Consider the following 11782-nt stretch of genomic DNA (forward strand, 5'->3'; position numbering starts at 1 on the left):
CAGCGCCGCCGTCAGCGTCGTCTTGCCGTGGTCCACGTGACCGATCGTGCCCACGTTCACGTGGGGCTTGGTGCGCTCGAACTTACCCTTTGCCATGATCTGAATCCTCTTGAACTTGGATTGTGCTTTTCCTGGAAAGTGCGGCCACGGATGGCCGCTTCTTGATCTTCGCGCCCATGGATGGGCGCATTGAGCCTTACGCCTTCTTGATGACCTGCTCGGCGATGTTGTTCGGCGCTTCCTCGTAGTGGTCGAACTCCATCGAGAAGGTCGCGCGGCCCTGCGACATCGAACGCAGCGAGGTCGCGTAGCCGAACATTTCGCCCAACGGGATCATCGCGTTGATGATCTTGCCGGACGGGCTGTCGTCCTGACCCTGCAGCACGCCGCGGCGACGGCTGACGTCGCCCATCACGTCGCCCAGGTAGTCCTCCGGGCTGACGATCTCGACCTTCATGATCGGCTCCAGCAGGACCGGGTCGGCCTTGCGGAAACCTTCCTTGAACGCCATCGAGGCGGCCAGCTTGAACGCCATTTCCGACGAGTCGACGTCGTGGTAGGAACCGAACACCAGCTTGACCTTCAGACCCACCACCGGATAGCCGGCCAGCGGACCGCTGGTGATGGCTTCGCGCATGCCCTTCTCGACCGCCGGGATGAATTCCTTCGGGATCACGCCGCCGGTGATCTCGTTGATGAACAGGAAGTCGTTCTTGACGTCCGGATTCGCCTTGTCCTCGTCGGTCATCGGCGACAGCTCGATCACCACGTGGCCGTACTGGCCCTTGCCGCCCGACTGCTTGGCGTGTTTGTAGTCGCTCTTGACGTCGGATTTGCGGATGGTTTCACGGTAGGCCACCTGCGGCTTGCCGACGTTGGCCTCGACGCCGAACTCGCGCTTCATGCGGTCGACGATGATGTCCAGGTGCAGCTCGCCCATGCCGGCGATGATGGTCTGTCCGGACTCCTCGTCGGTGCGCACGCGGAAGGACGGATCCTCCTGCGCCAGACGGCTCAGGGCGTTGCCCATCTTTTCCTGGTCGGACTTGGTCTTCGGCTCGACCGCCATCGAGATCACCGGCTCCGGGAAGCTCATGCGTTCCAGCACGATCGGGTTGTCGATGTCGCACAGGGTGTCGCCGGTCGTGACGTCCTTCAGGCCCACCGCGGCGCCGATGTCGCCGGCCAGCACTTCCTTGATCTCGTTGCGGTTGTTGGAATGCATCTGCAGCAGGCGGCCGATGCGCTCCTTCTTGCCCTTGACCGAATTCAGCACCTGGTCGCCGGCGTTGAGCATGCCGGAATAGACGCGGAAGAAGGTCAGCGAGCCGACGAACGGGTCGGTCATGATCTTGAACGCCAGCGCCGAGAACGGCTCCTTGTCGCTGGAATGACGCTCCAGTTCCTTGGTCTCGTCGTCGACGTCCACGCCCTTGATCGCCGGCACGTCGGTCGGCGCCGGCAGCAGGCTGACCACGCCGTCGAGCATGGCCTGCACGCCCTTGTTCTTGAACGCGCTGCCGCAGAACATCGGCACGATTTCGGTCTTCAGGGTGCGCTCGCGCAGCCCCTCGTAGATCTCGTCCTCGGACAGGTCGCCCTCGTTGAGGTACTTGTCCATCAGCGCTTCGTTGGCTTCCGCCGCCGACTCGACCATGAACGAGCGCGCTTCCTCGGCCTGCGCCTGCAGGTGCTCCGGGATGTCGTAGTAGTTGAAGGTCAGGCCCTGGGTGGCCGGGTCCCAGTGGATCGCCTTCATCTTGACCAGGTCGACCACGCCGTCGAAGTTGTCCTCGGCGCCCACCGGGATCTGCATCGGCACCGGGGCGGCGCCCAGGCGCGACTTCAGCTGGTCGCGAACCTTGAAGAAGTTCGCGCCGGTGCGGTCCATCTTGTTGACGAACGCGATGCGCGGCACGTGGTACTTGTTGGCCTGGCGCCACACGGTCTCCGACTGCGGCTGCACGCCGCCGACCGCGCACAGCACGAACACCGCGCCGTCGAGCACGCGCAGCGAACGCTCGACTTCGATGGTGAAGTCGACGTGCCCGGGGGTGTCGATGATGTTGAAGCGGTACTCCGGCAGGGTCTTGTCCATGCCGTGCCAGAACGCGGTGGTCGCCGCCGACTGGATGGTGATGCCGCGCTCCTGCTCCTGCTCCATCCAGTCCATGGTGGCGGCACCGTCGTGCACCTCGCCGATCTTGTGGCTCTTGCCGGTGTAGAACAGGATGCGCTCGGACGTGGTGGTCTTGCCGGCATCGATGTGGGCCATGATGCCGAAGTTGCGGTAGCGCTCGATGGGAGTGGTACGGGCCACGGAAGCCTCTCAATTTTTTCGGATTTCGGAATGGCCGAAGGCCGCCTGTCGGCGGCTTTCGGGGCGCCTCGCGAACGAGGCGCCAGATGGCAGGCGAAGATGCCTGCGCGGTCGCCGCGCGGATTACCAGCGGTAGTGGGCGAATGCCTTGTTGGCGTCGGCCATGCGGTGGGTTTCCTCGCGCTTCTTGATCGCGCCGCCGCGGTTCTCGGAGGCGTCCATCAATTCACCGGCGAGCTTGCGCGGCATGCTGTTCTCGCCGCGCTTGCGCGCCGCGTCGATCAGCCAGCGCATCGCCAGCGCCATGCGGCGGGAGGAACGCACCTCGACCGGCACCTGGTAGGTCGCGCCGCCGACGCGGCGGGACTTGACCTCGACCGCCGGCGACACGTTGCCGAGGGCCTTTTCGACCAGCTCGAGCGGATTGGGATTCTTCTCGCCGATGACATCCATCGCGCCGTACACGATCTTCTCGGCGATCGACTTCTTGCCGCTCTTCATCACCATGTTGATGAAGCGGGCGATGGTCTCACTGCCGTGCTTGGGGTCCGGCAGCACCGAACGCTGCGGAGTATTGCCTTTACGGGACATGGGAATTTCCCTGAATCGAATGCTGTGGGGAAGTGCGGCCATCGGCCGCGCTTGCTGTTCTTGTCAGGCCGGCCGACAACCGGCCCGGCGCATCAGCCCTTCGGGCGCTTGGCGCCGTACTTGGAACGCGACTGCTTGCGCTTGGCGACACCGGCGGCGTCGAGCGAACCACGCACGGTGTGGTAGCGCACGCCCGGCAGGTCCTTGACGCGACCGCCGCGGATCAGCACCACGCTGTGCTCCTGCAGGTTGTGGCCTTCGCCGCCGATGTACGAGATGACCTCGTAGCCGTTGGTCAGGCGCACCTTGGCGACCTTGCGAAGCGCCGAGTTCGGCTTCTTCGGGGTGGTCGTGTAGACGCGAGTGCACACGCCGCGACGCTGCGGGCAGTTGGCCAGCGCGGGCGAATTGCTCTTGTAGGTTTCCGGGCTGCGCGACTTGCGCACCAGCTGGTTGATCGTTGCCATTTGGGGGCTCTGTTGGCGGGTCTTCGACCCATTCGGACACAAGGCCGCCCGATTGCGGATGCAATTCGGACGGCCAGACGTAAAAGTATAACCTGCGCTCGATCCTTCGATCAAACGAGGTTATACATTGGCATCCGGCCTGCCTTGTAGGCCGTCCGGCTGCCGCCTGCGATCCCGCCTGTCCTTAGGCCCAATACGAGGCGCTCCCTGCGACCTCATTTGGTGATCTGGATGGCTTCGGGCCTTGACAGCCCGCCCATCGAATAGCCGTGCATCATACGCGATGCGAAACCACTTTGCCACCAGTCAGGGGCTTGGATCCGGGAAAATTCGATGATAGCATTGCTATCATCCGACTTCCGGGAGCACCCTTATGTCCAATTTGCTGGTACGCAATGTCGACGACATGATCGTCCGTGCGCTGAAGGAGCGCGCCGCGCGCCACGGGCGCAGCGCGGAAGCCGAACACCGCGCTCTGCTCATCGACGCACTGCTCAAGCCACGCCAGCGAACGCTGGCCGAAGTGCTGGCCTCCATGCCGCCGGTCGGTCGGGACGAGGATTTCGCACGACAAGACGCGGACGAGGCCATGCGTGTATTTGATTGACACAAACGTCATCAGCGAGGCACGCAAGGGCACGAAAGCCAATGCGGGCGTCATCGCCTTCTTCAGGCGTTGCATCGAACGGAACGAACGGGTGTACCTGTCGGCCATCACCATCGGCGAACTGCGGCGCGGTGTGGTTCTGATTCGCCACCGGGGCGACGACGCGCAGGCGGACTTGCTCGAAGCCTGGTTGAACGAAGTCGTTCGCAACTACCGCGATTGCATCCTGTCGTTCGATCACGACACGGCGCAGGCATGGGGCCGGTTGCGCGTGCCGCACCACGAACACCCGCTGGACAAGCAGATCGCGGCCACCGCCCTGATGCACGACCTGACCTTGGTGACCCGCAATACCGGCGACTTCGCGCAGATCGGCGTGCGGTTGTTGAATCCGTTTGCAGATGGGTGATCGGTTCAAATACGTGAATCCGCTTGCTTAATTGCCCGACGAATCCTGCGGCCACAAAACTTAAGATGGCGAACACCTATTGGAGCTTGGGATGCAAACACCATATTTCATCAAGAACGATGACGAACTGAAAAGGCTCCATCTACAAGGCAAAGCAACTGGCAACGGGTTTATCTACAACGACTATTCGGGGAACATTCCTTCAGGCGCTCTGGGAAACGTACTCCATCGCGCTGATTGCAGAAACATCTCCAAATCAAACACTAAATACCCAAAGGTGTTCTTTGATCGCTTGGATGAGGCGGCTCAGTGGATCACCAGAGAACGTGGTGCCGAAGGTGAACGCTGGCGCCGATGCGAATGCTGCCGATCCGAACGTGTGAACAGTGGAAAGGTTCAACTCAATACAACACCGCCCAAATCTACGAGGAAAGCTACTGCATTATCAGAGCCACGCCATGAGCCGACACGGCACCATGACCATCCGTCGTTTACAGAAGGCAAAGTTGAAGACTTCCTACTACCTTGGCTGGAAGCACAAGGATATTCCGTGCAAAAGCGCGTTCGCACAAGCAACGGAATCATCGATATGGTGGCCAGAAATAGCGAAATCGAGTGGATCATCGAAGCGAAAGGAGAGGACAAGGGCGGATTTGGCACGGCCGAAATGAACTTTCGTATTGGCGTCACGCAAATCTGCTCGCGCAAAGTCGACCGACCGAATTGCAGGCTAGCTTTGGCCATTCCCATGACCCCCCACTTCAAGCGCCTGCTGTTGAAGCATCAGGATTTTACGGTGTTTGAACGCATGGACATTTGGCTGTTTGTGGCGACCGCCGAAGGCAAAATTACCTTGGTGCAGCCTCATCAAGTCCAACAATTTGTAGATCACCTCAGCGACGGGGCAAGCTCAACCCCATAACAACTCCAAAAAAGAAAGGCGCCTTGCGGCGCCCTTCTTCCTTCATCGAGCCATGTGAAACGTTTTACTCCGCGACCTCGTTCGAGGTGGCTCCCGCCGCCGGCTCGCCGGCCAGGGTGGCCAGTTCGGCCTCGGTCAGGCCGCTGGCGGCGCGACGGCGCTGGTTGTGGTACGCCAGACCAGTGCCGGCCGGGATCAAGCGGCCGACGATCACGTTCTCCTTCAGCCCGCGCAGGTTGTCGCGGGTGCCGCGCACCGCCGCTTCGGTCAGCACGCGGGTGGTTTCCTGGAACGAGGCCGAGGAGATGAAGGATTCGGTCGCCAGCGAGGCCTTGGTGATGCCCAGCAGGACCGGATCGAACTTCGCCTGGATTTCGCCGCGCTTCTCCAGCCGCTCGTTTTCCTCGATCGCGCGCTGGCGCTCGACCTGCTCGCCGTTGAGGAACTTCGAATCGCCCTGATCGGTGATTTCGACCTTGCGCAGCATCTGGCGGATGATCACCTCGATGTGCTTGTCGTTGATCTTTACGCCCTGCAGGCGATAGACGTCCTGGATTTCCTTGACCAGGTAGGCGGCCAGTTCCTCGACGCCCTTCAGGCGCAGGATGTCCTGCGGGCTGGGCTCGCCGTCGACGACGGTTTCGCCCTTGCCCACGTGTTCGCCTTCGAACACGATGATCTGGCGATACTTCGGAATCAGCTCCTCGTGCTCCTGGCCGTCGGCGTCGCGGATGATCAGGCGCTGCTTGCCCTTGGTGTCCTTGCCGAAGCTGACCAGGCCCGAGGTCTCGGCGAGAACCGCCGGATCCTTGGGCTTGCGTGCCTCGAACAGGTCGGCCACGCGCGGCAGACCGCCGGTGATGTCGCGAGTCTTCGACGCTTCCTGCGGAATCTTGGCGATCACGTCGCCCACGCCCACCTCGGCGCCATCCTGCAGGTTCACCACCGAACGCGGCGGCAGCAGGTACTGGGCCGGCAGATCGGTGCCGGGGATGCTCAGGTCCTTGCCGTTCTTGTCGACGATCCGCACCAGCGGCCGCAGGTCCTTGCCCTGGCTGCCGCGGCGCTTGGGATCGGTGATCTCGCGCGAAGCCAGACCGGTCAGTTCGTCGATCTTCTCGATCACGGTCACGCCATCGACGAAATCGATGAAGCGCACGAAACCGGCCACTTCCGACACGATCGGATGGTTGTGCGGATCCCAGTGGGCGACGGTCTGTCCGGCCTTCACCGGCGAGCCGTCCTCGGCCTGGATCGAGGCGCCGTAAGGCAGCTTGTAGCGCTCGCGCTCGCGGCCGAAGTTGTCGAGCACCGACAGTTCGCCGGAGCGCGACACCGCGACCAGGTGGCCGCCGGCGTTCTTGACGAACTTGAGGTTGTTGAACTTCACCGAACCGGTGGTCTTCACCGTCACGTTGTCGACCGCCGCCGCACGCGAGGCCGCGCCGCCGATGTGGAAGGTCCGCATCGTCAGCTGGGTACCGGGCTCGCCGATCGACTGCGCGGCGACCACGCCCACGGCTTCACCGTGGTTGACCAAGTGGCCGCGGCCGAGGTCACGGCCGTAGCAGCGCGCGCAGACGCCGAACGGCGCTTCGCAGGTGATGGTGCTGCGCACCTTGATCGCCTGGACGCCGGCCTCTTCCAGCCGCTGCGCCCACTGCTCGTCGATCAGGGTGTTGCGGGTGACGAACGGATCCTCGTCGTTGCCTGGCAGGTACACGTCTTCGGCCACCACGCGGCCGAGCACGCGATCCTTCAGCGGCTCGACCACGTCGCCGCCTTCCACGATCGGGGTCATGGTCAGGCCGGCCAGCGTTTCGCAGTCGGTCTGGGTGATCACCACGTCCTGCGCCACGTCGACCAGACGACGGGTCAGGTAGCCGGAGTTGGCGGTCTTCAGCGCGGTATCCGCCAGACCCTTTCGGGCGCCGTGGGTCGAGATGAAGTACTGCTGGACGTTCAGGCCCTCGCGGAAGTTCGAGGTGATCGGGGTTTCGATGATCGAGCCGTCCGGCTTGGCCATCAGGCCGCGCATGCCGGCCAGCTGGCGGATCTGCGCCTGCGAACCGCGAGCGCCGGAGTCGGCCATGATGTAGATCGAGTTCATCGACTTCTGGTCTATGGTCTCGCCCTTGGCATTGACCACCTTCTCGGTGCCGATGGTGTCCATCATCGCCTTGGCCACGCGCTCGTTGGTGCGCGACCAGATGTCGACCACCTTGTTGTAGCGCTCGCCGGCCGTCACCAGGCCGCTCTGGTACTGCTGCTGGATTTCCAGCACTTCGGCCTCGGCCTCATCGAGGATGCCCTTCTTTTCCAGCGGGATGGTCATGTCGTCGATGCCGATCGACACGCCGGCGCGGGTGGCGTAGGCGAAGCCGGTGTACATCAGCTTGTCGGCGAACACCACGGTGTCCTTCAGGCCGAGACGACGGTAGCAGCTGTTGATCAGGCGGCTGATGTTCTTCTTGGTCAGCTCGGTGTTGGCCAGCGCGAACGGCAGGCCATCCGGCAGGATCTCGCGCAGGATCGCGCGACCGACCGTGGTGTCGACGATCGAGGTCTGCTGGCTGCGGCTGCCGTCCTCGGCGATCACGACTTCGCTGATGCGCACCTTGCACCTGGCGTGCAGCTGCACCACGCGGTTGTCGTAGGCGCGCTTCACCTCGGCGATGTTGGCGAACACCATGCCCTCGCCCGCCTTGTTCTCCAGCGCGCGGGTCATGTAGTACAGGCCCAGCACCACGTCCTGCGACGGCACGATGATCGGCTCGCCGTTGGCCGGCGACAGGATGTTGTTGGACGCCATCATCAGCGCGCGCGCTTCCAGCTGGGCTTCCAGCGACAGCGGCACGTGCACGGCCATCTGGTCGCCGTCGAAGTCGGCGTTGAACGCGGTGCAGACCAGCGGGTGCAGCTGGATCGCCTTGCCCTCGATCAACACCGGCTCAAACGCCTGGATGCCGAGGCGGTGCAGGGTCGGGGCGCGGTTGAGCAGCACCGGGTGCTCGCGGATGACTTCTTCCAGGATGTCCCAGACTTCCGCCTCTTCACGCTCGACCAGCTTCTTGGCCGCCTTGATGGTGGTCGCCAGACCGCGGCTCTGCAGCTTGGCGAAGATGAAGGGCTTGAACAGCTCCAACGCCATCTTCTTCGGCAGGCCGCATTGGTGCAGCTTCAGGTAGGGGCCGACCACGATCACCGAACGGCCGGAGTAGTCCACGCGCTTGCCGAGCAGGTTCTGGCGGAAGCGGCCCTGCTTGCCCTTGATCATGTCGGCCAGCGACTTCAGCGGGCGCTTGTTGGTGCCGGTGATGGCGCGGCCACGGCGGCCGTTGTCCATCAGCGCGTCCACCGACTCCTGCAGCATGCGCTTCTCGTTGCGCACGATGATGTCGGGCGCATTGAGTTCGAGCAGGCGACGCAGGCGGTTGTTGCGGTTGATGACGCGGCGATACAGGTCATTGAGATCGGAGGTCGCGAAGCGGCCGCCGTCCAGCGGAACCAGCGGGCGCAGGTCCGGCGGCAGCACCGGCAGCACGGTCATCACCATCCATTCCGGACGGTTGCCGGATTCGATGAAGGCCTCGACCAGCTTGATCCGCTTGGTCAGGCGCTTGAGCTTGGTCTCGCTGCCGGTGGAGGCGATGTCCTCCTTGAGCTGGACCAGTTCGCTCTGCAGGTCGATCGTGCGCAGCAGGTCGTAGACCGCCTCGGCGCCCATCGCGGCGTCGAAGTCGTCGCCGTGCTCGGTGCGCGCCTGCATGTACTCCTCTTCGGTCAGCAGGCTGCCGCGCTCCAGCGGGGTCAGGCCCGGCTCGGTGACGACGTAGGCCTCGAAGTAGAGGATGCGCTCGATCGCGCGCAGGGTCATGTCCAGCATCAGGCCGATGCGCGAGGGCAGCGACTTGAGGAACCAGATGTGCGCAACCGGCGAGGCCAGGTCGATGTGGCCCATGCGCTCGCGGCGCACCTTGGCCAGCGTCACTTCGGTGCCGCACTTCTCGCAGACAACGCCGCGGTGCTTCATGCGCTTGTACTTGCCGCACAGGCACTCGTAGTCCTTGATCGGGCCGAAGATGGCGGCGCAGAACAGGCCGTCGCGCTCCGGCTTGAAGGTGCGGTAGTTGATCGTTTCCGGCTTCTTGACTTCGCCGTAGGACCACGACCGGATCAGGTCCGGGCTGGCCAGCGCGATCTTGATCGCATCGAAGTCCAGCGTCGGGCGCTGCTGGTTGAAGAGGTTGAGAAGATCTTTCATTGGGATTCTCCGGGTCGAGGGCATGGGGTTGGACGGGTTGGCGCGGCGTGATCGCCGCGCCGTCGCGAACCTCAGTGCTCCTCAAGCTCCATGTTGATGGCCAGGCTGCGGATTTCCTTCACCAGCACGTTGAAGGATTCCGGCATGCCCGCGACCATTTCGTACTCGCCGTCGACGATGTTCTTGTACATCTGGTTGCGGCCCTGCACGTCGTCGGACTTCACCGTCAGCATTTCCTGCAGGGTGTAGGCCGCGCCGTAGGCTTCCAGCGCCCAGACTTCCATTTCACCGAAGCGCTGGCCGCCGAACTGCGCCTTGCCGCCCAGCGGCTGCTGGGTGACCAGCGAGTACGGGCCGGTCGAACGGGCGTGCATCTTGTCGTCGACCAGGTGGTTCAGCTTCAGCATGTGCATGTAGCCGACCGTGGTCTTGCGGTCGAACGCCTCGCCGGTGCGGCCGTCGTAGAGCTGGGTCTGGCCGGATTCCGGCAGGTCGGCCAGCTTGAGCATCGACTTGATCTCGGCTTCGCTGGCGCCATCGAACACCGGGGTGGCCATCGGCACGCCGTCGGTCAGGTTTCCGGCCAGCGCCAGCAATTCCTCGTCGTTGAACTGCGACAGATCGACGCGCTCGGCGTGGGTCTTGCTGTCGTGGTTGTAGATCTCGCCGAGGAACTTGCGCAGCTCGGCCACCTTGACCTGGGCTTCGAGCATCTTCTGGATCTTCACGCCCAGCCCCTTGGCGGCCCACCCAAGGTGGACTTCCAGCACCTGGCCGATGTTCATTCGGCTCGGCACGCCCAGCGGGTTGAGCACGATGTCGACGGTCTGACCGTCTGCCATGTACGGCATGTCTTCCACCGGCACGATCTTGGACACCACGCCCTTGTTGCCGTGGCGGCCGGCCATCTTGTCGCCCGGCTGGATGCGGCGCTTCACGGCCAGGAACACCTTGACCATCTTCAGCACGCCCGGGGCGAGGTCGTCGCCCTGGGTGATCTTGGAACGCTTGTCGGCGAAGCGGCGCTCGAATTCCTTCTCGTGCGCGTCGAGCTGCCTGGAGGCACGTTCGATCGCCTCGGCGGCGGCCTCGTCCTTCATCCGCAGCTGCAGCCAGTCGGACTTCTTGATGCCGTCCAGCACCAGCGAGGACACGGTGTCGCCCTTCTTCACGCCGGGGCCGCCGTTGGCGACCTTGCCCAGCAGTTGCTCGCGCAGGCGGGCGTAGATCGCCGCCTCGAGGATGCGGAACTGGTCGTCGAAGTCCTTCTTGACGCGCTTGATCTCGTTTTCCTCGATCTGGCGCGCACGACGGTCCTTCTCGATGCCGTCGCGGGTGAACACCTGGACGTCGATGACCACGCCGTCCATGCCCGGAGGCACGCGCAGCGAGCTGTCCTTCACGTCGGAGGCCTTCTCGCCGAAGATCGCGCGCAGCAGCTTCTCTTCCGGCGTCAGCTGGCTCTCGCCCTTCGGCGTGACCTTGCCGACCAGGATGTCGCCGGCGCGCACTTCGGCGCCGATGTAGACCACGCCGGATTCGTCGAGGCGGCCCAGCGCCTGCTCGGACACGTTCGGGATGTCGGCGGAAATTTCCTCCGGCCCGAGCTTGGTGTCGCGCGCCTGGACGGTCAGTTCTTCGATGTGGATCGTGGTGTAACGATCTTCTTCCACCACGCGCTCGGAGAGCAGGATCGAGTCTTCGAAGTTGTAGCCGTTCCACGGCATGAAGGCGACCAGCATGTTCTGGCCCAGCGCCAGTTCGCCGATGTCGGTGGACGGGCCGTCGGCCAGCACGTCGCCGCGCGCCACCACGTCGCCCACGTTCACCAGCGGACGCTGGTTGATGCAGGTGTTCTGGTTGGAACGGGTGTACTTGACCAGCGAGTAGATGTCGACGCCGGCATCGGTCTCGCCGGAGATCTCCGATTCGTTGGCCTTGACAACGATGCGGCCGGCGTCGATCTGCTCGACCACGCCGCCGCGGCGGGCGTTCACCGTCACGCCCGAGTCGCGCGCCAGCGCGCGCTCGATGCCGGTTCCCACCAGCGGCTTCTGCGACCGCAGGGTCGGCACCGCCTGACGCTGCATGTTCGCGCCCATCAGCGCGCGGTTGGCGTCGTCGTGCTCCAGGAACGGCACCAGCGCCGCCGCCACCGACACGGTCTGCATCGGCGAGACGTCCATGAAGTGGATTTCGCTC

The 11782-nt window shown here is 63.7% G+C and carries 9 protein-coding genes; 3 read left to right on the forward strand and 6 right to left on the reverse strand.

All coding sequences use genetic code 11. The features are described 5' to 3' along the window. From Q0X16_RS09015 to rpsL, 4 genes are all read right to left on the reverse strand, one after another. Window positions 1-96 (reverse strand): GTP-binding protein (locus tag Q0X16_RS09015; RefSeq protein ID WP_038054197.1); only part of this gene is annotated, 96 nt, incomplete at its 3' end. Between the two features lie 100 nt (window positions 97-196). Continuing rightward, complete coding sequence (fusA, locus tag Q0X16_RS09020) at window positions 197-2320, reverse strand: elongation factor G (RefSeq protein WP_297833285.1); 2124 nt, start codon at window positions 2318-2320, stop codon at window positions 197-199. A gap of 123 nt (window positions 2321-2443) precedes the next feature. After that, window positions 2444-2911, reverse strand: a complete 468-nt coding sequence (gene rpsG, locus Q0X16_RS09025; RefSeq protein ID WP_297833287.1) for a 30S ribosomal protein S7 — start codon at window positions 2909-2911, stop codon at window positions 2444-2446. Window positions 2912-3003: 92 nt separating this feature from the next. Further along, window positions 3004-3378: a 30S ribosomal protein S12 gene (gene rpsL, locus Q0X16_RS09030; protein ID WP_297833289.1), complete on the reverse strand. Its 375-nt coding sequence runs from the start codon at window positions 3376-3378 to the stop codon at window positions 3004-3006. A 373-nt stretch (window positions 3379-3751) separates the two neighbouring features. On the opposite strand from rpsL, the gene Q0X16_RS09035 reads away from it, so the two are divergent. From Q0X16_RS09035 to Q0X16_RS09045, 3 genes are all read left to right on the forward strand, one after another. After that, on the forward strand, window positions 3752-3985 hold the full coding sequence (locus Q0X16_RS09035; RefSeq protein WP_297833291.1) for a plasmid stabilization protein: 234 nt from the start codon (window positions 3752-3754) through the stop codon (window positions 3983-3985). Then, window positions 3978-4394, forward strand: a complete 417-nt coding sequence (locus Q0X16_RS09040; RefSeq protein ID WP_297833293.1) for a type II toxin-antitoxin system VapC family toxin — start codon at window positions 3978-3980, stop codon at window positions 4392-4394. The genes Q0X16_RS09035 and Q0X16_RS09040 overlap by 8 nt, the downstream gene beginning before the upstream one ends. A gap of 91 nt (window positions 4395-4485) precedes the next feature. Beyond that, window positions 4486-5316, forward strand: coding sequence for a hypothetical protein (locus Q0X16_RS09045; protein ID WP_297833295.1), 831 nt, complete (start codon window positions 4486-4488; stop codon window positions 5314-5316). A 64-nt stretch (window positions 5317-5380) separates the two neighbouring features. Here the strand turns inward: Q0X16_RS09045 and rpoC are convergent, their stop codons facing one another. After that, window positions 5381-9580 (reverse strand): DNA-directed RNA polymerase subunit beta', encoded by a 4200-nt coding sequence (gene rpoC / locus Q0X16_RS09050; RefSeq protein WP_297833297.1) that lies wholly within the window; start codon window positions 9578-9580, stop codon window positions 5381-5383. Between the two features lie 71 nt (window positions 9581-9651). Beyond that, window positions 9652-11782, reverse strand: a 2131-nt coding sequence (gene rpoB / locus Q0X16_RS09055) for a DNA-directed RNA polymerase subunit beta (RefSeq protein WP_297833299.1), incomplete at its 5' end; no start/stop codon positions are given.

It is taken from the genome of Thermomonas sp., from assembly GCF_025993755.1.
In the GTDB taxonomy this organism is placed as follows: Bacteria; Pseudomonadota; Gammaproteobacteria; order Xanthomonadales; family Xanthomonadaceae; genus Thermomonas.

Coding starts and splice junctions, on each gene's coding strand:
- Q0X16_RS09035 (WP_297833291.1), top strand. CDS start 3,752: ATGTCCAATTTGCTGGTACGCAATGTCGACGACATGATCGTCCGTGCG.
- Q0X16_RS09045 (WP_297833295.1), top strand. CDS start 4,486: ATGCAAACACCATATTTCATCAAGAACGATGACGAACTGAAAAGGCTC.
- rpoC (WP_297833297.1), bottom strand. CDS start 9,580: ATGAAAGATCTTCTCAACCTCTTCAACCAGCAGCGCCCGACGCTGGAC.
- rpsG (WP_297833287.1), bottom strand. CDS start 2,911: ATGTCCCGTAAAGGCAATACTCCGCAGCGTTCGGTGCTGCCGGACCCC.
- rpsL (WP_297833289.1), bottom strand. CDS start 3,378: ATGGCAACGATCAACCAGCTGGTGCGCAAGTCGCGCAGCCCGGAAACC.